This is a genomic window from Phormidium sp. FACHB-592, assembly GCF_014695795.1.
In the GTDB taxonomy this organism is placed as follows: Bacteria; Cyanobacteriota; Cyanobacteriia; order Leptolyngbyales; family Leptolyngbyaceae; genus Stenomitos.
Genome location: NZ_JACJOZ010000030.1, coordinates 113,544 through 133,901, shown reverse-complemented (window position 1 = coordinate 133,901; position 20,358 = coordinate 113,544). Strand labels below are relative to the sequence as shown.

Genomic DNA, 20,358 nt, shown 5'->3' with positions numbered 1-20,358 from the left:
CATTTGAGGTCTATGGAGCGATCGCCGCTCTTTCTTATCGAAGCCCCGTACGGGTTGTCTGAGTGCGTTAGCTGGATATACGCTCGGCGATGATCTTTGCCGCCAAAAGGCAGATTTGTGCACCCATCTGCGGCATTTACTGAAGGGATTCGTTACAATCGTTTACAGTCGATCGTAGTTTCCTACATCAAATGCCCGACACTTTGACAAAGCTGGCATACCAGGCTTTCCAAGAAGGTAAAAGCTATTTTGGTCTGGCACATAAAGCAGTCAGCACCCAGTTGACTAATCTATTCGTTGCACCGTCACAGCGCGAAGTAAAATCTTTGCCCCTCGAACTGTTGCTTCAACTTCGGCAGCAGCTTCAGCAGCTTATTGAAACTGACTGGTATGATGCTGAACGAGGCGTTTATCCAGCGCCCTTACTCTTTGACAATGACTGGAACGACTTTTTTCGTCATTACCCACAGATTTGGTTTGACTTGCCCTCGATTTGGGGGCGCGTTAACCAAAAGCGCCATCAAGATTTTTCGCCTCAGTTAGAGACGAGCGGCTACCCCAGTTATTACTTGCAGAACTTCCACCATCAGACGGATGGCTATCTCAGCGACACCTCAGCAAACCTCTATGATTTGCAGGTTGACATCTTGTTTAACGGTGCAGCAGATGCCATGCGGCGGCGGATACTGGCTCCGCTAAAGCAAGGTTTAGCTACTTTTGACGTTCTAGAACCACGTCAGATACGGGTACTAGATGTTGCCTGTGGCACCGGACGCACACTAAAGCAACTGCGGGGAATGTTGCCTAAGGCATCCCTTTATGGTGTAGATCTGTCAGAGGCCTATTTGCGTAAGGCAAACCAGTCGCTGTCGCAGCTACCAAATGAACTGCCGCAGCTTGTGCAAGCGAATGCCGAGGCTCTGCCGTTTGTAGACAATTACTTTCATGGTGTTACCAGCGTCTTCCTGTTTCACGAACTACCTCCAGCAGCCCGTCAGCAGGTTATAGAGCAGTGCTTTCGAGTATTGAAGCCGGGTGGTACGTTTGTCATTTGTGATTCCATTCAAGTTGCTGACGCACCCGACATGGTGCCAGCCATGGAAGACTTTGTAGAGACGTTTCATGAGCCTTACTATCGCCACTACACGCAGGACAATCTGGTGCAGCGTCTAGAGCAAGCTGGCTTTAGCGATGTTTCGGTGCAGGTTCACTTTATGAGCAAGTATCTCGTTGCTCAAAAGCCGCTCACTCCCACTCCTAACGCTGCATTGTCTACGGATGCAGAAAAACAGCTAAGTTACGATCGTCAATAGCGACCCACGAATAAGAACACAAAACAAGAGAAAACAATGACTGTTGCTTACCCCCGCAAACTTAGTAAAGCTCTAGGCGCACGCGAGATTCTTGGTCAGGTTGTGCGTGATCGTGAGATTCACCTCATCACGCTCAACCGCTACCGCTATAGCGAACAGCGAAGCTGCAAAGACCTCACCAATTTGATTGAGCAGCTTGATGGTAAGTCTCCTGAACTCATCAAGGATTTGTCACGGCATATTTCTGATGAAGCCCGCCATGCCATGTGGCTCACCGATTTGCTGGTTGATTTGGGTTCCAGCGTCGGCACTCCACCCGGTTCTTCCTACATTCAGGAATTTGAACGGCTGCTGGATGCAGAACTCCATGATGCAGAAACCGATCTAGATGGGTTTCTAATCTCGACTCTGGCAGCCATTAACGTAACCGAAAAGCGCGGCTGTGAATATTTCTCGGCGCATATCTACGCCCTGAAGCAAGCACCGCAGACAGAAGAAAACATCAAAATTCGTGAGACGATCGAGCGGATCTTTCCTGAAGAAGCAGGGCACGTGCGCTGGGGCAACCGCTGGTTAGCAAAACTGGCGGATCAAAGCCCAGAAAATCGCCAGAAGGTAGAAATAGCAAAGCAACGGTACTCGGCGATCGAGCAAGCTGCCTTTGAATCCGGTATGGATATCACCCTGGGAGCGGAACTACGTCGCGTGTCTAATCTGCTAGATATTGCCAACACCATGTCGGTTTGGGAGCGCCCCCAATACTTGATGGAGCGGTTGCCCCAAACCTTGCTCGCACCCGACTTGCAGATGACCCGCATTGATATCGCCCAACGGGCATGGAAGCGCGATCCTCAAGCGTTTATGGAGAAATTCGTCCCGATGTTTTTGGGTGGATTGAACCGCAACAGTGTACCGTCAGCGAAAGCTTCAACGAGAGAACCATCTGCTTAGAAACACGAATTCAATCAAGTTAGCCCTTTCGTCCAGCTTATCCCTGTAGGGGCATAGCCATACTACAGGTTGTTGCCCTTACAGGTGGTGACGTCTACAGGTGCTTTAATTCACGATTCTGAGTTGATGCAATCAAGGTTGTGATCCGATCTAGCGGTTTCCTCTAGAGCGGTTCAACACAAAGCACTACAGCAACCGAGGGTTCTAAACCAGGCTTGCAGTCTTAAACAGCAATGCAGTTGGTAAGGACGCTCGGTTGTGTTATCACGGTCTTGTGAATACATGTCTGGAATTATCAAATTGCCCTCCGGGTGTTAAGCAGAGTAATACGTAGGCTGCTGTCTGTGGTCAATGTGATCGCTCAAACTCTCGATCGACAGCAGTTAAGATATGTATGTAAGCAAAACAAGCCCATCTCTTTTTAAGGCACCTATGTCTGTCAAACTGGCTTCAGCGTCGCATTCGTCCATCCCTGCTGCACAGGACGCTGTCGCGCTGAGGCATGTGTTTGAGCAGGTTAACGCTGGCAGTTGCCCCAGAACGTTTAATTTTCACATGCACACGGTAAACTCTGATGGACAGTTGCAGCCAGAGCTACTGGTGCAGCAGGCACTCGCCATTGGGCTACAAGGGTTTGCCATCACTGACCATCATTCGGTTAATGGTTATCGCCTTGTGCAGCGTTGGCTCGATGAACAGCCGTTAGAGCAAGTGGGCGATCGTGCCTTGCCTCAACTTTGGGTTGGTGTAGAAATTACATCCCAACTGCTGGACATAGAGGTACATATCCTCGGCTATGCGTTTAACCCAGAAAGCCCTTCTATACAGCTTTACCTACAGCGCCATGCACCGATGGGAGACGACGCAAAGGCAGAGCAAGTGATTAGCGCTATCCATCAAGCGGGAGGGCTAGCGGTACTGGCACACCCAGCACGCTACAAGCGATCGCCCGAAATTTTAATCCCCGAAGTGGCTCGTTTTGGCATTGATGGCGTTGAGACGTACTATGCCTACAACAACCCTCAACCTTGGCAGCCTAGCCCTGAGCAAACCAGACAAGTCCACAGGCTAAGTAAGACCTTCAATTTACTTAATACCTGTGGCACAGATACCCACGGGTTAAACCTTCTACAAAGGCTTTAGGTTGGCGTTTGGTCGGGACAGAAGCTTCCATAAAACTGCGACTAATGAAGACTTATTTTTTGTAAAGGGCAACAAACTGTTCCTTAAGTTGTTTGAGCTTTGGCAGGTCATGAATCACGACATAGGGATAGTTTGGATTGCGATCGATAAAGTTCTGATGGTCTGCTTCAGCCGCATAAAAACCGTTCAATGGCGCTAGCTGAGTGGCGATCGACTTGCGGAAGGTGCCTGCCTGGTTTAGCTGATCGATGTATGCCTGCGCGACTTGCTTCTGTTCATCATTCTCATAAAAGATGGCTGAACGGTATTGTTTTCCAGCATCGGGACCCTGCCGATTGACCTGTGTTGGGTCATGCGCTACCGCAAAGTAGACTTTGAGAAGCTGTCCGTAGGAAATCTTGGCGGGATCGTACGTAACTCTTACAGACTCGGCATGACCCGTTTGCCCAAAGCTGACCAGCCCATAATTTGCTGTCTCTGCACTGCCACCCGCATATCCGGAGACAACATCTGAAACACCATTGAGATGTTCAAACACTGCCTCTACGCCCCAGAAGCAGCCGCCTGCCAAAACCGCAGTCTGCATTCCCTTTGCCTGGGACGCTGGCATATTAACTGCCGGATCAGGAAACGTTCCTTGCACAAGAGATTGTGGCGTTTCAGCACTCGATCGAGACAACCTAAGATAGAAGGCACCGCCAATCAAGGCAAGCACGACCAGAGACAGAATAGACAACCTGCGTATGGAACGGGAAAGAAGCGTTGTAGGCATTGACATGGGTGGTGCTGTCCTTTAACGAAGTTGTACTTAAAAGGGTAGAGACGGAAACAGCGACGCAAACCAGAGCTGAACTTGCACATTCCAACCGAGCAAAATAACACAGTTACTACAATCATCACACTACCGACCCGTTGCAAGGCGGCACTATGGCGATGAAGTGCGGCGATGAAGTGCGGACAAGCCTCTAGCCAATACTTGTCCACCATACGCGATCGCAAGCAGAGGCAACGCCGCATCCATTCCGTAGGCAACCAGTAGACTCAACGCATTAATGACATTATGATGCACGCACTTTTGGCGTTTTGGAGGAACCGTGATCAGTTCACCACAGCATTACAGCTAGCACTGAAGCCTCTCTGAAGCCCAACAGGAAGTTATCTATGTGTACCGCCAAGGCTCTCAGCCTACGCTTAGTACGTTCTCAGGTTGCCACATCGGCGTTTGCTTACTGATTTGGTGGCGGAAACGAGTCTGGTGATCGTCTGCCTGCTTCATCGAACGTTGGCAGCAGCAGGCTTCTCAATACCCCTTCGATTCTGTCACGCTTAGTCTGTTCAGCATTTCTAGCTTGTCCAAGGGCAGTGTTGATTTGCCCAAAAACCGAATTGAGTAAATCTGGTACACCGATCGGGTTGACTGGAATAGGAAAGTAAAACGGTTGCGCTTGCCCCGCTGCTTGATCGTTGACATTAGAGCGGTCTCGTCTTGTCGTTTCGACATAGTCTCGAAAAGCGACGGCATAGTTGATCGCAGTTTCTAGCTGTTGCTTGAATTCGACGGCTGCCAGTTCGGTACGGGCTTGATTTGCCAGCATGACTTGCACAACAACAGCATTGATCGAGGACGCTGCCTGGTTGTAAAGCTGCCTGCCCCTTCTGTACTTGTTCCAATCGCTTTCACTGAGGCGATCGCTCCCACTACTGGGTTGAAATTCTTGCTTGAACGTGGCAACCGCACCTTCAACGCCATAACGTGCTTGCACAAAGGGTGCCAGCGGATCGGGGTTAAGTATGGCACCATTTTTACCGCAGCTTGCTACTAAGACTGCACAAACAAGACCAGCCAAGCCACTTTTCACACGCGAGGCAAGCTGGATTTTGCGGTTTTTACTAGCACGATCGCTCATGTCTTTTGCCTGAAAAATTTTGATGCCTGAGAAAGGCTGCGATCGCAGACCATTGCCATGAGACCAACTCCGGCTCTTTCACGCCGACAAAGTCAAGTTACTCAGATTTAAACGCTCTCTTTGCTTGCGTATACCGAAAGCGCATAACCAAACCAAGCGTGATCTGCTTCATAACCCAGTAGAAGACGGTGAGAATAATGAACGTGATCACAATAACCAGCAAGGGACGCTTTGCCGTCAATTCATTAAGTGCAACCAACAGAACATTGCCAGGGTCAGTCACAAGATCCCAACTGTTAAAGCGTGGAAACCTGCCCAGGTAAATGCCGATCGCACAAAGTCCATGCATCACCAATTCTGACCACATAACAAAGCGTTGTGCGCCCTGTCGCTTTAAGTAACGTCCCTGGTTAATTAGTGCGATGACGTATGCTTCAAACCCACTCACGATCGCCATGATGTGTAGTGGAATAAAGACCAGAGCAATAATCCAAGTGGCGTAGCCTGCACGAGTGCCACGAATTAAATGAATGATATCAGTGAGCAAGTAAGGCGCGTTGGGCAAAAAGGCAATAAAGACGACCCAAACCAACCACCACAAAAAGGAGCGCTCATTTGTCTTCCGCCGAAAGAGCCAGAAGCTTAAGACCAACGGAATGAAGGCTAAAAAGAGATTCCATAGAATCCAGCCGCTGTAAATACCAGAGAAAGCTTCGATCGCCTCTAAAATTTTTGCTTTCATGTCGATGCTTGACCTTAGTCGTCTTATCCCTTCACAGCTTAATTTTAGTTTAACGGCATCCTTTACCCAAGTTAAGCGGCTGGACTGCAACCACCAGACCCACGGTAAACAGGTAAATGGATGCCGTAATGACACGCATTTACCTGTTTATGTCATGACCAAATCATGACAATGCCATCCTGCACTAGGGGCAAAGCGTCAGGTTGCTGCTACCACCTGGAAAACCGTTAGAAACCCAGCCAGCAGCAGGACTTGCAATCTGTATCCAGTTGCGACCATCGGCACCGAGTCGGGCGGTTGCTGGATTGGTCGTCAGGGTAACACGCGCCAGATTAGCCACACCACCGACGTAAGCAGCAGTTGGAGACGGTTCTTTACGGATGCTTAGACCAAGTGGTTGCAGAACACGACGGCAGGTGTTTCCGGTTGGTGGTGTCGTGCCAGTGCAGGGCTTCAGATTCGCTGTTTGGACATAGCCACTTACAGGGCTGCTGATGCCGATAAAGCCGCCGCTGCCAGTATCGGCAAGCGTGACTCTAGTGTCAGGATTGAGGGTACTCACTATTGAGCCGGTAGTGGATGCCTGTTTGTAAACCGAAACCTTTTTATTGACGGCGCGGCACTGACCGATGATTGAACCTTGAGCGAGTTGAGCGGGTTGAGCTGCTTCTGTTTCGGCAACGGCAGGGAGGCTGAGACCCGCTGTGGCGATCGCCACAGCCAAAACGCCAGCCGAAACTTGGAGACGATTGTTTTTTTGCATGATTTCCATTGATGGCACTCCTCTTTGAAGTTCAAAGCACAATTAGAGACAAAGTACAGGGTTTAAATGTTCATAACGAAATTCCTGCACTGAATCTTACACGCAAAGGCTAGCTCCATTGCTAAAAAACGTGAGAGTGTAACGATTAGAAGCAAACGGGGCAGCGTAAAGCGGTCAGCAGCAACGTGAGCTTTAGGGCTAGGCTAAAAGCTAGAAGCTAGCAGTCGATCTAGAGCAGCGTTCACAAACTAAAGAGGATTGTTAAATCCAGCGCTCAACTATGTTGAAAGGTCGCTTTTTTCGCTTTTTTCACCATCTCACTCCAGCCACAGTGCGCGAAATCATCGATCGAGTGGGGCAGCGACGGTTGCCTGGTCTCGCTTCTGAAATGGCATACAATGCCATGTTGGCTCTGTTTCCAGGCATTCTGGCAATACTAACCGCGATTAGCTTGTTTGGCGGTTCTGAAGAGAGCCTTAACGACTTAACTGAGCAGGTGAGCCAGGTTGCACCTGAGGAAGCACTCATGCTCATTCAAAACTTTATTGGTGAGATTGGCTATCAACGCAATCAAGGTCTGTTTTCAGTAAGCTTTTTAATCTCGCTCTGGGCAGCTTCTAGCGTCCTCGGTTCCGCAATGGTTGCACTTGACCAGATTTATCAAGTGCCCCCGCAGCAAATGCGACCCTTTTGGAAGACAAAGCTGGTTTCCCTAGCACTTACGATCGGCACTATTCAGCTAGTGATTATTGCCTCGGTGCTAGTCTTTATTAGCGATTTTATTGTGCAGGTAGTGGCATATCGCAGTGGTGCTATGGAGCCAGGAGTCTTTGCCCTCTGGCGGCTCTTTACCTGGCCTCTAGCGTTGATCATTATTGCTCTAGCAAGTGCTTTTATCTATCGCTTTGGACCGAGCCGCTGGACAGTCGGCACCCCCATTCTGCCAGGTGCCATACTCGCAGCAATCTTTTGGGCAGTCCTTTCAGGCTTGTTTCGCTTTTATGTCGCTCACTTTGGCAGCTACAATCGGGCATACGGGGTAATCGGGGCAGTCATTGTGCTCCTACTATGGCTTTACCTCAGCTCACTGGTGATGCTCATTGGTGCCCAGTTGAATGTCACTGTCGGCGCAGCAATGCAACGGCGCTCTAGACACAAGTTCTAAAACAATGACCCTACAACGATCCCCAAGCTGCTCATGCTAATGAGGGTGCGCCAATACCTGGGCTGCTGCCTGCTCTGTCTTTGCCTGCTGGTGCTACCTGGATGTCAGCTTGCAGCAGCGACACCGCCTGCTGTCACGCAGTTAACGCTGTGGCAGGGGGTCAACCCACCGCCAAATCGCGCTGTGCTGCAACGTCTGGTAGACCAGTTCAATCAGGAACATTCCACAATTCATGTAGAGTCGCAGTATGTCGGACAGAGCGATCAGCAGTTGCCTAAGATTCTGGCAGCGATCGTTGGTAAGTCAGTACCCGATTTGCTGTGGTACTCTCCCCTGCTGACAGGGCGCTTAGTCGAACTCGACGCGCTGTACCCGTTAGAGGACTGGCTCAACGCTTCACCGTTACGATCGCAGCTTGATCCCGCGCTGTTCGACAGTATGGTGCTAGAAAACCATCTCTGGTCGATTCCCTTTGGTACAAACAATGTGGGCATCTTTTACCGTCCCAACCTTTTTCAGGCAGCAGGCATCACCGCACTGCCAAAAACCTGGACAGAGCTGCGTCAGGTTGCCCACCAACTCACCCGCGATACTGATGGTGATGGACGCACTGACCAACATGGACTGCTGCTGCCATTGGGTAAAGGCGAGTGGACAGTGTTCATGTGGCTACCGTTTTTGTGGAGCGGGGGTGGAGAGTTGACGGGTGGGGATCAGGGGGCGAACGAGGGGACGCTTCACGCGATCGATTTACCCCATACAACGCCTCAGCTAACGAGTCCTGGCGCGATCGCAGCGTTGCAATACTGGCGCGACTTGCTTGATGATGAGTCTGCCATACTATCAGCACCAGAGCGAGGCTATGAGCTAGACGGCTTTTTAGCAGGTAAGGTCGCCATGCAACTATCGGGTCCATGGACGCTGGGTCAGTTGCAAGCAACAGGTGTAGATTTTGGAGTGCTGCCGATTCCAATGCAGGTAACGCAGGCAACAGCAATCGGAGGCGAAAATCTCTTTTTGCTCAAAACGACACCAGAGCGTGAGCAAGCAGCACGAGTTTTTGCAGAATATGTCTTAAGTGAATCGTTTCAAACGCAGTGGGCGATCGGTACGGGCTACTTGCCGACAAATCTACGATCGCGACACAGCAATACTTATGAGGCGTATAAGGCACAACAGCCTGCCGTTGATGTGTTTTTGTCGCAAACAGCGTATGGGCGATCACGCCCGATAGCCCCTGGCTACAACCGTCTTTCTGAAGCACTGGGACGGGCGATCGAAGCCACCCTCTTAGGGCGCAGCACTCCGTTGCAAGCACTCACTGCGGCTCAAAAACGGCTAGATCTATTCCAATCCAATCGTTATCAGTAACGGTCAGGTGCCTGTAACTTTGCTATTCCCGTATGTAGCAGGCAAATGACAACGACATGAATAATTGCTATTGCCCTGGTACAGACGCTCTAGCCTAAATCTTTCGCGATTGCTTTTTCTCTCAACGGGCTTTGTAATAACCGTCGAGACAGCCAGTGCAATTGCAGCAAGAGCAAGCTTCCCGCTGCTAGTAGCAAAATACCCACGATTGGTAGGTACGACTTTGTGTGCCACCAAACCCGCTTTAACACTGAAACAGTTGTCAGCAGGAGACTCGAAAGACCACGAGCGTTAAGCTGCTTCGCACGCTGGAGCCTTAACTCAAGCGGTACGACGCTCCCTCTACCTGCGATCGCCATGCTATCTACTCCTACAAATGCCATAACAGGTTTACTCGCTCTCAAAGTACGTTTTTTAGAATACTACGGCAAGCCAATAGACTTACAGTATATTTTGCGCCAGTATGGCATAGCTGAGGAAGGAAGACAAGGAGCAAGAAAAAATTATGTTCAGCGTCTTGTGTCACCCAAGTAGTTTCTAAAAGCAAAGCCTCCTACATTCGGGCTGTAAGAGGCTTTGCAAAAACCACAGGCACAGGCTCGATCGCAGTAGTGTTACTGCTACAGAGCATGAATGACAAAAAGATCTAATGAGATGGCGATGGTGTGATCGGTTCTAATGTTTTTTGGGGAAAGCTTGGCTCATCAAATTGCTTAACAGTCACTTCTCCGTTAGGGGAAACAAAGCAAATCGCCTTTGTCCCCAGTGTTTGGGCTTCACGTTGCGGCGATAGCAGCATTGGCTTTTGCCTCTCAGCGTAGTAGTTATCGACTTCTCTAGTTTCCTGTATCCCGCACAGCGCCTACAACCGTGGGGGTACGGTTATAGCAGTGAAGCTCACATCAAGCGTTACGAGTTTGTAGAACGCGAGTTGCGTTTATCCTGATTGTTTTTAGGTCTTTTAACTGACATTGCTGTCTTTTTTAGGATTAACTGCGCTACTTTGATGACTCTGCTTTAGGATTAGCTGAGTATCTGTTGCTTAAGAGCGTCTTTAAAATGACACCTTCTCCTGATCCAGGTTCTGATCGCAAGCGCCTTGGTGCCGATGAGTTGATTGCCGTCTTCGTTGCGCTTACTAGCATCGGAGGCATTTTCTTTTGGTCAATCAGCCAAAAAGATGGCGGTATGAACGTGCCTTTCTTCCAGGAGCCGACGGCATCCAGTCCACCAGTCGCTACGCCATCCGCACCAGCTACTACAGACGCGACACCACCGATTAATGGATCAGTTGACCAACCTGTTACAGTTGCGCCTTCGCTGATCGATCCATCAGCAAGTCGCACTACACCAGCACCGCAATCAACACCCTTCGTTGCGGTTGTGCCTCAAGCACCTGCAACACCATCACCAGCGCCATCTGCTGCTCCGACCACACCTGTTGCCCAACCGAAGCAATTTACAGATGTACCAGCAAACTTTTGGGCAGGTGCGCCGATCGCCGCTTTGAGTGCCAAAGGCATTTTAGATGGGTTTCCAGATGGCACCTTTCGACCCAATAAACCGATCACTCGAGCAGAATTTGCTGAGATCGTTCGACGGGCTTTTAACAAATCAGCCAGTCGTGAAGCCTTGAAGTTCAATGATTTAAAGCCAGACTATTGGGCAGTCCCGGCAATTAATCAAGCAACGCAGACCCAGTTTATGAGTGGCTTTCCCAACGGTAGCTTTCAGCCCAATCGCCAGATTCCCAGGTTGCAAGTGCTATTGGCGCTAGCAACAGGCTTGAATTTACAACCCAAGCAACCAGCGGCACAGGTGCTGAATCAGTATCAAGATGCAGCAGAAATCCCAGCCTATGCGGCTGACAAAACTGCGGCGGCGATCGAGGCAGGACTAGTGCTAGATGAGGACAACACCAAGCGCTTAAGCCCTGATAAGCTGGCTACCAGAGCCGAGGTGGCAACATTAGTTCATAAGGCGTTGGGACAATAGAATGCGACAAGCCCGGCTTGTAAGGTGAGGCGTTGGAATATTAAGTAGCGGGTCTTTCCCACCTGGGTAAAGACTGTTATACGCGTTTGACGAATGACTGCTAACGACTGGCTTCTAGTGATCCAGTGCTAGTGGCAGAACGCGGCTGCAAACTTGTTTGGCATCGGTAATGCTTATGCCGCTTTACGGTAACTTTACTTCAGCAAGCTCTTGCATGAAAATACCGCTACTTTGTCATAGCTAATACAGTTTTGAATCCTGAGCCTCCAGAAGATGAGCGTAGCATTAGCACTCAGACGCAAACTTCATGAAAAATCGCCTGCAAGCTGCTGTTCTGCTCAGTATTGTTACGCTTTTAGGTTTAATTACCTCTAAAGCCGACGCTGCCCTGTTGATTGGCAATACCGAGGACAACAATATTGTTGTTTTTGATGAAAGCACAGGCACGTTTCAAGGTAACTTTACAACACCTGGACTAGGTGGCTTACAAGCACCGGATGCTCTGATGATCGGACCCGATGGCAACCTTTATGTCAGCAGCGGCGGCAACAGTGGACTCAATTTGTTTGACCCTGCTTACCCTCAAGACTCAGCCGTTCTGCGTTACAGCCTTACAGGCGAATTTCTGGGTATAGCCGCTTCTGGCGGTGGTTTGACTCGCCCGTATGGTAACGCCTTTGCACCTGACGGTAGCCTTTTTGTTAGCAGTTTCCGCACTAATCAAATCTTGCGGTACGACGTAACAACAGGTGCTTTTCTAGGCGTTTTTGCCTCTGACAATAATAGCGGGCTGGGTTCAGCCAACGGCTTGAACGGTCCAAACGGGCTTTTATTTGGACCCGATGGTAGCCTTTATGTGACGACGCAGGGTTCAGCGAATAATATCAGTGGCGGTTTAACGTTTCCCTTTGCCAGTCAAGTTTTGCGCTACACCCCAGAGCAAGTGGCAGGTTTAGCCCCTAGCCAAACTCCCAGTGTTTTCATTGATCAGCCAGCAACCCTACCAGAAAGCGAATTCATTAGCCTTTTGGGTCTGGCACTTGCACCTACGGATGACAGTCTCTATATCAGTGATTTTGCGGGTGGTATTCGTCAGTATGATTTGGTAGGCAATTTGCTGAGTGTGCTCTCGACCAATTACACAGGCACGGCTCCCAGCAGCAATTTTATTGGTAGCCTGACGTTTGGCTCAGGTGATAACAGCGATGACCTTTATGCAGTCGGCTTTGATCGGACGAATGCTAACCTCGGCTCTGTACTGGCTTATGCTGGGGCACAAGGTAGTGCAGGAACGTTTTCAGGCGATGTATTTACAAGCAGTAGCTTAATTCGTCCGATCGGTGTCGTCGCTGTAGAAGGCGTACCGGAACCCTCAACGGTAGCTGGACTACTATTGGGTTTGGGTGGATTAGGGCTGGCTCGCTTGCGTCAGCGACGATCGCAGATCAGGCTGTAGTCTATATCAAGCCAGAAGCCAGGAGATTTGCATTCTGACCTCTGGCTTTTTGACAAACCCTTCAAACATCTATGCAGTAGCGACTTTACCTTTTGGTCGTTGAATGATGGTTTCGGCTACTCTGCGTCGATCTTCTGGGTTGATGCCTACAAGACGCACGTAATCTGTTGGACGTTCGCCCAGACAAGCCTCTAGAGCCGCGATCGCCTCAGACGCTTGACCCTGGAAAGAACCATAAGAATTCCAGGAGTTTGTGCGGAAGCGACGTTCATTCACATACTCAATGCCTAGACGAAGCCCCTGTTTCAAAATTTGGTTTACCTGGGTGATCACATCTGGAGTGAGCTTGGTGCTGGAGGGCTGACCACCATAACTCGAGGATGAGGGCTGATGATTGTTCTGTCCGTTGCCACTGCCAGCAGCATTGCCAGTGGTATTGCCAGAGTCGTACTTTTGATAATACTGAGCATTAGCGGCAGGTGCTTCTTCCTTTGCAGGTGCTTGGTCAGCCGTGTTGCCTAGCTTGCGGTTGAAGTACAACGCTTTGTTATATTGCTCTGCCAAGCCCATTTCCTGCACACGTCGCTGCTCTCCAACGATTTGATTGCCCACTTCTAAAAGGTGCGGCAGGCTAAAATCTGGTTTACGGAAGATGGGTGCTGACTGTTCACTATTGACCACTCGTAGAGAGATGCGCTCGATTCCAACTTCGTCAATCAAGGCTTTGACCTGCTCGTCGTAGAGGCGCGATCGTATCGCTCCATAAAAGTCGATCGATTGGTTAGGAAAGGTATCCACCAGTGTCTCAACGGCTCCACGCTGCACGCCGTCTGCCTCAAAGATGCCACTAATGATGCCAATGCGATCGATGCGATCGGGTTCCCAGAAAAACTTGTCCATCCGCCCATCGCGGATCAACGGCGCGTAAAGCGTGGAAAAATCATTTCCCGTCACAATGATTGGCACACGTCGATTGGGTTCTAGTTCGTAGCTACCTGGAAGCTGCACATTTGTAGGATTATCAGCAATGTTCATCAATGTACCGTTCACGTTCTGAGTGTTAACGGTGTATTGAGTGTATTGGTCTACTCGACCGGCACCGGCGTCGATGTCATTGATTAGCAACACTGCCATCTTGCCACGCACCTTTACCAGTTCAGCCGCTTCTCGATACCGCAGGCGCACCAACCGTCCGGGATCACCTGCATCTGGACTTTCCAGCTCTCCAGCAGACATATAAACAACATTGATACCCATCCGCTCGAACGCTAATTCGCACTGAAAAGACTTGCCCTCGCCCTTACGTCCGTGGATCCCTAGAATCAGCGGCACTTTGACGCTAGGAATGTCGAGATAATTCTTAGTAATGTGAATCGAAAGCTTGTCGAGAAAGCGAGGTGAAATGTAATAACTCATAGGTCTTGGCTGTTAGCAGAGAGTAGTGAGGAGTTAGAGAAAATTGAAAGCTTTCCAAGCAGACCACTTTTGCACAAGACAGGCAAGTTCGGCATAGCCAGCAGCATCAGGATGAGCACCATCACCCGCCTCTACTTCTTGCATCCATGTAGCTGATTGGCTCAGAGACGTGAAGATATGCAGATAAGGTACGTTAAGCGTTTCACACAAATGAGCAAAGTGTACTGACAATTCGTTAATGCGTACGTTTTGCGCCTTGTCAGCGATCGCCGCAGGACCCACCATCAAAATTGGATAGGTTTGTTGAGCCACACTCAAAATCTGTCGAGCATTTGCCAACGATTGCACCAAAGTGACACGCGTACTGCCATTTTCCAACGTAGTATCGTTAACTCCAAAGGAAAAGACTACACGGTGATGGCAACCTGGAGGGAGCCGACGATCACAGTCTTGCTGCCAGCGAGCCAAAAGCTCAGTGGTGGTTTCGCGCCGAATACCCAGGTTGTAATAGGTGATGCGATCGCCGCGTTGGGAAAGAGCTTGGCACAGCCTACCCGTCCAACCGAGATGCGTGCGATCGCCTGTGCCATTGACAAATGACTCACCGACAAAGCAGATTCGGACATCTCGGTTAGGTTCTTCAATGATCATTACAACGTTAAAAGCGGGATAAAGCAGGCATTGCCCACCCTACCCCGCTTCGAGTCACATGAGTGATCAACAAGCCGCCGTTAGCGTGGCTTCTGAACGATAAAGCTCATCACCTGGCATTGCTTGATGTTGTCAAATGCAACCACACGAATGTAGCTATTGGGGTACTCGGACTTGCATTGCTGTACTTCATTCAGCACTTCTTGGGGAGAGCGTGCGCCAAACATGGGCAGCTTCCACAATGTCCAGTAGTGGGCTTCAGCGCTAGGGTCATTCGTGAACTCGACGCCAGGGAAAAAGCCCTGATCCAGCGTGTACTGGATTTGGCGAGAGATTTGAGCGTTGTCCATCAACGGCAGGTAGGAAAACGTCTCATAGCGACGCTCAAACGGTAGGGTCTTCATAGGTTTCTTGATTGGGTAATAGTTGCTAGTTGTCAATGGCTAGTGATTAGCTTGAGACGATGCGTCTACTGCTAACAGCTAACCAGGTTCATCCCGTTTCTTCAGAATTTGGCTCTTGCTCTGGATGGGCGCTAGGAACCGATAGATCCAATTGCGTCATCCGCTCTAGTTGCTGCCGACGCTGAGCCATGTTTGCTTGCTGTGTGCTTGTGCGAAGCATTTCAGGCAAGACATCGGCAATCTCTTCTGCCAGATGCTCCCTGACAGTAAGGATGCGAAACGCAAGATCTTGACGCTCTTGAAACAGAGCCTTTAGATATGCCTCACCATCCTGAATCTTTTCTCTTGAGGAGAAGTTTTGCAACCAGAAAGCACAAGGCGGATCAGTTTCACTAAGTTGAGCAATCACTGTTCGCACAGCCTGATACGTCAAGTAGCTAATGAGCGTCTTGGCAGTATCTTTAGCAATTTGCTTTAGATCCATAGCAAACAAGATGAGTTGGGAAGGATGAAGTTAAGACTATCAATTCGTCTTTTATCCTTCATCCTTCATCCGTGACGATTAAATGGTATCCATTGCGTCAAACTCAAACTTGATTTCCTTCCACAGTTCACAAGCGGCAGCCAGATCAGGCGACCACTTCGCTGCGGCACGGATGATGTCGCCACCTTCACGCATTAAGTCGCGACCTTCATTCCGAGCTTGAACGCAGGCTTCTAGAGCCACACGGTTAGCGGTTGCACCTGGAGCATTACCCCAAGGATGACCCAGTGTACCGCCACCAAATTGCAGTACGGAGTCATCGCCAAAGATTTCTACCAGCGCAGGCATGTGCCATACGTGGATACCACCGGAGGCGACTGCCATTACACCAGGCAAGGATGCCCAGTCTTGAGTGAAGTAGATACCGCGAGAGCGGTCTTTCTCGATGTAGTTTTCACGCAGTAGATCGATGAAACCGAGGGTAATCGCTTTGTCACCTTCAAGCTTACCAACGACTGTACCGGTATGAATATGGTCGCCACCAGACATCCGCAGCGCTTTAGCTAGCACGCGGAAGTGGATACCGTGGTTCTTTTGACGATCCATCACGGCGTGCATAGCGCGGTGAATGTGAAGCAAGATACCATTGTCACGGCACCAGTGAGCCAGGGTGGTGTTGGCTGTGAAGCCTGCGGTCAGGTAGTCATGCATGATGATGGGCATGTTGAGTTCTTTAGCATACTCAGCACGCTTCAGCATTTCTTCGCAGGTAGGAGCGGTCACATTCAGATAGTGACCCTTGACTTCACCTGTTTCAGCCTGAGCTTTGTAGATGGCTTCTGCTACGAAGGAGAAGCGATCGCGCCACCGCTGGAATGGAGCAGAGTTGATGTTTTCATCATCTTTGGTGAAGTCCAAACCACCGCGCAAGCACTCATACACTGCACGACCGTAGTTTTTAGCAGACAAACCAAGCTTTGGCTTGATGGTGCAGCCCAGTAGAGGACGACCATACTTGTTCAACTTGTCGCGCTCCACCTGAATACCGTGGGGAGGACCCTGAAAGGTTTTCAGATAGGCAACGGGAATCCGCAAGTCTTCTAAACGAAGCGCTTTCAGCGCTTTGAAACCAAAGACGTTGCCGACGATCGAGGTAAACAGGTTGGTGACAGACCCTTCTTCAAACAAGTCCAAGGGGTAGGCAATAAAAGCGATGAACTGGTTGTCTTCACCAGGAACGGGTTCGATGTCGTAGCAGCGACCTTTGTAGCGATCAAGGTCTGTGAGCAAGTCAGTCCAAACAGTCGTCCACGTACCAGTAGATGATTCTGCTGCTACTGCTGCTGCGGCTTCCTCAAAGGGAACACCGGGCTGAGGCGTCACACGAAACGCTGCCAGAATATCCGTATCTTTCGGTGTGTAGTCTGGAGTGTAGTACGTTAACTTGTACTCTTTTACCCCAGCATCATACCCAGACTTCGCCTGGGTTCTTGTTTGCGCGTAAGACATTGAAATCTCCCTTCCTGTGTAACTCTACAAAATTTCTTCGATCGCCGTAACGAGAAGCAAGACAAGGGCTTGCCTGCATCCGCCCGAAACTCAGCAAACACCTTATAGCAATAGGGAATTCGTTGAAATCGTAATCTTTGTGCTCCGGCGACCTGGGTGCAATGAACGAATTGCTCACCCGTTCCGTCAGATTGCTCTCATAGTATCAGCTAATGGGGAGCCAACAATAAGCCGAGCTTCAAACATTCTGTATCGTTTGATAACAACAGATTATGAATTGAATCTGAGGGTAACGTTGTGTTGAAAAGTAGTCAAAGGTGGCAATTTTGGTATCCGTCGTCGCTGCCTATACAATCGCGAAACCGAGACGAAAGCGGCTCCACAGACTTTTCAAGCAAGCAATCTAATCCTTACTGCAAGCGCCTTAGCAAGTGTCGAGCGGTGACTTAAAGGGTTGGAACACTGCCTCAAGCTGTTAGTTCGCTTGTTACATTTCGCAACAGTTGCTTCACATTTCTAAGTAACTGTTGATTCATGCAAAGGTGCAAAAGTCAGGTTATCAAGAGCAACGTTCTATGTGCCAGCTTGAAGCGCGATCGGAGGCTTTCTACTTCTCCTTATAATGGAGCTAATTTCTCGTTTCAGATGTAACCGCTTGAAGTGAAGGCGAACAAAGGGCATAGATGGCAGTGACAAAAGCCCTTAAACGCTTTGCTGAAGCTAGCTTAAGGTTGCCTTTGAGCCGTACAGAAAACCAAGCTTTTTTGCAGAAAGGTAACACAAACTCAAAATGACATCCGTTTCCCCATCGATCGCCCCCCTAAGTTGGTCTGAGCTAGAAGCCCTGACGACTTTTCAAATCGATCCTGTCAATGGCGCTACTAACGCTCAAGCGCGTTTACGTCTCTTTGGTCAAACTGAAGCCGACGTGCGGGTCACGCTCTACCGTGACAACCATGCCTGGTGCCCCTACTGCCAAAAAGTTTGGCTATGGTTGGAAGAAAAGCAAATTCCTTACCGCATCGAAAAAGTAACGATGTTTTGTTATGGGGAAAAAGAAAGCTGGTACAAACGCAAAGTGCCATCAGGTATGCTGCCTGCTCTGGCGCTAGACGATCGCCTCATTACTGAAAGCGATGACATCCTGCTTGCGTTGGAGCAAGCCTTTGGTCCATTGGGGCTGGGCATGAAGCATCCTACAGTGTTGCCTTTACGCTACCTAGAACGGCTGTTGTTTCGCTCCTGGTGCGCTTGGCTCTGCTATCCATCGAATTCGATGCGGCAAGAACAGGGAAACCGCGAGCAATTTACAAGCGTTGTTGCCAAAGTTGAAGCGGCGCTGGCTGCTACGCCGGGTCCTTATTTCCTGGACGAGTTTGGCACAGTTGACGTTATCTTTACGCCTTACGTTGAGCGGATGAATGCCAGTCTTTACTATTACAAAGGCTATTCTCTACGTGAGTCCAACCCAAAACTGTCAGACTGGTTTGCAGCGATGGAAAGCCGATCGACCTACCGGGGCACTCAGAGCGATTTCCATACTCATGTGCATGATTTGCCGCCCCAAATGGGAGGCTGCTGGGAAAACAGTGAACCACAAACGCAAATTAACAAGGCGAGAGTCGATAGTGGTCCCTGGGATGGGCTGCCCGATGTGATGTATCCAGAGCCAGAAACCGCCCGTGCTGAAGCACTTCACCGGGTGATCAAGCATCGCGCCAATTTGGTTCGCGTCAACCCTGCTGACGACAGGCTGATGGATGAAGCCTTGCGCTGTGCTCTGACAAACCTGATGACAAACCAGCTTTGTTCACCGCCAGCCGGGTCTGATATCGCTTTACGCTACTTGCGTGATCGCATTAATGTGCCGCGCGATATGTCGATTTATGCCGCCAAACGGTTGAGGGCATCGTTGGAAGCAACGGCTGCATTAGCTGGCGATCGACAAGGTCCACTCATTCCGGTTAAGCATCGGCGAGACCAGAATCCTGCCGACTTTGCGACACGGTAACGTGCTGCAAAACAAGCCGCTTCTGCCTCCGGCTATGGTCGCTTGCTCAGTTTTAAGCAGATAAAGCAGTTAGATATGTTCTTTGTCAGAAGCGGTCTTTTGGCTTCTGAACGGTAAGAAAACCAGAGCCGTGAAGCGCCACAGCGTTAGCGAAGCCGCTCCTGTAGAGCATCATGACCTTGCTTAAACTGAGACGGGATTGACTGCGCTGTTCCAAATTACGTTCACTTACCTGTCTCCACTGCGCCTTGTGGCGCTGCTTGGCAAATGAAGATAAGGAGCAGCGACAGAAGCGCTGCAAAGAAACACCAAACCGAAACAAAGACCTGGTGCAGTAGCCAATGGGAGGCGATCGCCGACAGCAAGATAGTTGCCCCAAACCCCTTAAGAGCATGACTAGAAGCAAGCGCAAACGGGATAAGGATAATGAGCGCATAGACTACGCGTTCGACTTCCTGAGAGAACCAGGGGTCAAACAGCAAGCGGGTGTCGTACTCAATGGCATGATGGACAACCTGCACCGTTAGCCAACTCGGTTGTAAGACCAGTGGCAGGTAAAGCAGTGCCCCATAGGCAAAACCGAGCACACCCAAACTCCAGCTCACTCGCCGCACCAGGGGATTTGCTTCGGCGATCGCCACCGCCCAAGGTGCCCAGAACAACCAGAACCAATAGGCAAAGGCTAAAAAGCCGTAAGCGCCCAAACGCACTTCAGCGGGAGAACGCGCTGCCAGACCCAGCCAAACCAGTCCTTCACAGGCTTGTTGCACCCCAAACGCGAGTGGAATTGCTGCGAGTGCTAGATACCCAGGGTTGTGCTGCAATGCCAACCGTAACGAGTAGACGCCAGCAGGGAGTAGTAGAGCGCTGGCAGCAAAGCTAACTGAGGCAGAGAAACACATCACTTGTACTCAGGTTCAAAACGCAACGCGGCTTGGCTTTCACCGCTTAAATAGTTAGGACTAAACCCTGACGGCTGGCGGCTGAGGAATTTTCTTGATCTGAGCGATCGGTAGCAAGAGGTTAGTCCCAATTCTCCTACAAATTTCTCGGCTGACTGAACAGCCGCTTAAGCCA

The 20,358-nt window shown here is 50.0% G+C and carries 21 protein-coding genes; 8 read left to right on the top strand and 13 right to left on the bottom strand.

What is annotated here, in order from left to right:
- Positions 1–191 precede the first annotated feature (191 nt).
- The 3 genes from H6F86_RS06790 (at position 192) to H6F86_RS06780 (ending at position 3,407) form a co-directional block, all read left to right on the top strand.
- The gene (locus H6F86_RS06790; RefSeq protein ID WP_190447392.1) at positions 192–1,313 is read left to right on the top strand and encodes a class I SAM-dependent methyltransferase; all 1,122 of its coding nucleotides are present in this window, start codon (positions 192–194) and stop codon (positions 1,311–1,313) included.
- 36 nt (positions 1,314–1,349) lie between these two features.
- A complete protein-coding gene (locus H6F86_RS06785; RefSeq protein WP_190447391.1) occupies positions 1,350–2,264 on the top strand; it encodes a ferritin-like domain-containing protein in 915 nt (304 codons plus the stop codon).
- Positions 2,265–2,696: 432 nt separating this feature from the next.
- A complete protein-coding gene (locus tag H6F86_RS06780) occupies positions 2,697–3,407 on the top strand; it encodes a PHP domain-containing protein (RefSeq protein WP_190447389.1) in 711 nt (236 codons plus the stop codon).
- A 52-nt stretch (positions 3,408–3,459) separates the two neighbouring features.
- On the opposite strand, the gene msrA is transcribed toward H6F86_RS06780, so the two are convergent.
- The 5 genes from msrA to H6F86_RS06755 form a co-directional block, all read right to left on the bottom strand.
- A complete protein-coding gene (gene msrA / locus H6F86_RS06775) occupies positions 3,460–4,179 on the bottom strand; it encodes a peptide-methionine (S)-S-oxide reductase MsrA (protein WP_199322188.1) in 720 nt (239 codons plus the stop codon).
- Between the two features lie 153 nt (positions 4,180–4,332).
- Entirely contained in the window at positions 4,333–4,476 is a 144-nt protein-coding gene (locus H6F86_RS06770; RefSeq protein ID WP_190447385.1) for a hypothetical protein, read from the bottom strand.
- A gap of 157 nt (positions 4,477–4,633) precedes the next feature.
- Entirely contained in the window at positions 4,634–5,314 is a 681-nt protein-coding gene (locus H6F86_RS06765; RefSeq protein ID WP_190447383.1) for a hypothetical protein, read from the bottom strand.
- Between the two features lie 97 nt (positions 5,315–5,411).
- Positions 5,412–6,056, bottom strand: a complete 645-nt coding sequence (locus tag H6F86_RS06760) for a DUF1361 domain-containing protein (protein WP_190447381.1) — start codon at positions 6,054–6,056, stop codon at positions 5,412–5,414.
- 184 nt (positions 6,057–6,240) lie between these two features.
- Positions 6,241–6,828, bottom strand: coding sequence for an SH3 domain-containing protein (locus H6F86_RS06755; protein ID WP_190447379.1), 588 nt, complete (start codon positions 6,826–6,828; stop codon positions 6,241–6,243).
- Positions 6,829–7,099: 271 nt separating this feature from the next.
- Here H6F86_RS06755 and H6F86_RS06750 point away from each other — a divergent pair, with 271 nt between their 5' ends.
- Positions 7,100–7,984, top strand: a complete 885-nt coding sequence (locus H6F86_RS06750; protein WP_190447377.1) for a YihY/virulence factor BrkB family protein — start codon at positions 7,100–7,102, stop codon at positions 7,982–7,984.
- A 39-nt stretch (positions 7,985–8,023) separates the two neighbouring features.
- On the top strand, positions 8,024–9,355 hold the full coding sequence (locus H6F86_RS06745; protein ID WP_242033393.1) for an ABC transporter substrate-binding protein: 1,332 nt from the start codon (positions 8,024–8,026) through the stop codon (positions 9,353–9,355).
- A gap of 89 nt (positions 9,356–9,444) precedes the next feature.
- Here H6F86_RS06745 and H6F86_RS06740 read toward each other — a convergent pair whose 3' ends face one another.
- On the bottom strand, positions 9,445–9,738 hold the full coding sequence (locus tag H6F86_RS06740; protein WP_190447373.1) for a hypothetical protein: 294 nt from the start codon (positions 9,736–9,738) through the stop codon (positions 9,445–9,447).
- A 263-nt stretch (positions 9,739–10,001) separates the two neighbouring features.
- A complete protein-coding gene (locus H6F86_RS06735) occupies positions 10,002–10,154 on the bottom strand; it encodes a hypothetical protein (protein ID WP_190447371.1) in 153 nt (50 codons plus the stop codon).
- 260 nt (positions 10,155–10,414) lie between these two features.
- Here H6F86_RS06735 and H6F86_RS06730 point away from each other — a divergent pair, with 260 nt between their 5' ends.
- Positions 10,415–11,350, top strand: coding sequence for an S-layer homology domain-containing protein (locus tag H6F86_RS06730; protein ID WP_190447368.1), 936 nt, complete (start codon positions 10,415–10,417; stop codon positions 11,348–11,350).
- 307 nt (positions 11,351–11,657) lie between these two features.
- Positions 11,658–12,806, top strand: a complete 1,149-nt coding sequence (locus tag H6F86_RS06725) for a PEP-CTERM sorting domain-containing protein (protein WP_190447366.1) — start codon at positions 11,658–11,660, stop codon at positions 12,804–12,806.
- Positions 12,807–12,875: 69 nt separating this feature from the next.
- Here H6F86_RS06725 and H6F86_RS06720 read toward each other — a convergent pair whose 3' ends face one another.
- The 5 genes from H6F86_RS06720 to H6F86_RS06700 all read right to left on the bottom strand — a co-directional run bounded on the left by H6F86_RS06720 (position 12,876) and on the right by H6F86_RS06700 (position 17,270).
- A complete protein-coding gene (locus H6F86_RS06720; protein WP_190447364.1) occupies positions 12,876–14,222 on the bottom strand; it encodes a ribulose bisphosphate carboxylase small subunit in 1,347 nt (448 codons plus the stop codon).
- A 33-nt stretch (positions 14,223–14,255) separates the two neighbouring features.
- On the bottom strand, positions 14,256–14,873 hold the full coding sequence (locus tag H6F86_RS06715; protein WP_190447362.1) for a GDSL-type esterase/lipase family protein: 618 nt from the start codon (positions 14,871–14,873) through the stop codon (positions 14,256–14,258).
- Positions 14,874–14,953: 80 nt separating this feature from the next.
- Positions 14,954–15,277 carry a ribulose bisphosphate carboxylase small subunit gene (locus H6F86_RS06710; RefSeq protein ID WP_190447360.1) on the bottom strand — a complete coding sequence of 108 codons (324 nt, stop codon included), beginning with the start codon at positions 15,275–15,277 and terminating at the stop codon, positions 14,954–14,956.
- Between the two features lie 88 nt (positions 15,278–15,365).
- Complete coding sequence (locus tag H6F86_RS06705) at positions 15,366–15,761, bottom strand: chaperonin family protein RbcX (protein WP_190447356.1); 396 nt, start codon at positions 15,759–15,761, stop codon at positions 15,366–15,368.
- A 78-nt stretch (positions 15,762–15,839) separates the two neighbouring features.
- On the bottom strand, positions 15,840–17,270 hold the full coding sequence (locus tag H6F86_RS06700) for a form I ribulose bisphosphate carboxylase large subunit (protein WP_190447354.1): 1,431 nt from the start codon (positions 17,268–17,270) through the stop codon (positions 15,840–15,842).
- 790 nt (positions 17,271–18,060) lie between these two features.
- On the opposite strand from H6F86_RS06700, the gene H6F86_RS06695 reads away from it, so the two are divergent.
- Entirely contained in the window at positions 18,061–19,281 is a 1,221-nt protein-coding gene (locus tag H6F86_RS06695) for a glutathione S-transferase family protein (protein WP_190447351.1), read from the top strand.
- Positions 19,282–19,505: 224 nt separating this feature from the next.
- Here the strand turns inward: H6F86_RS06695 and H6F86_RS06690 are convergent, their stop codons facing one another.
- Complete coding sequence (locus tag H6F86_RS06690) at positions 19,506–20,183, bottom strand: DUF6629 family protein (protein WP_190447349.1); 678 nt, start codon at positions 20,181–20,183, stop codon at positions 19,506–19,508.
- Positions 20,184–20,358: the final 175 nt, after the last annotated feature.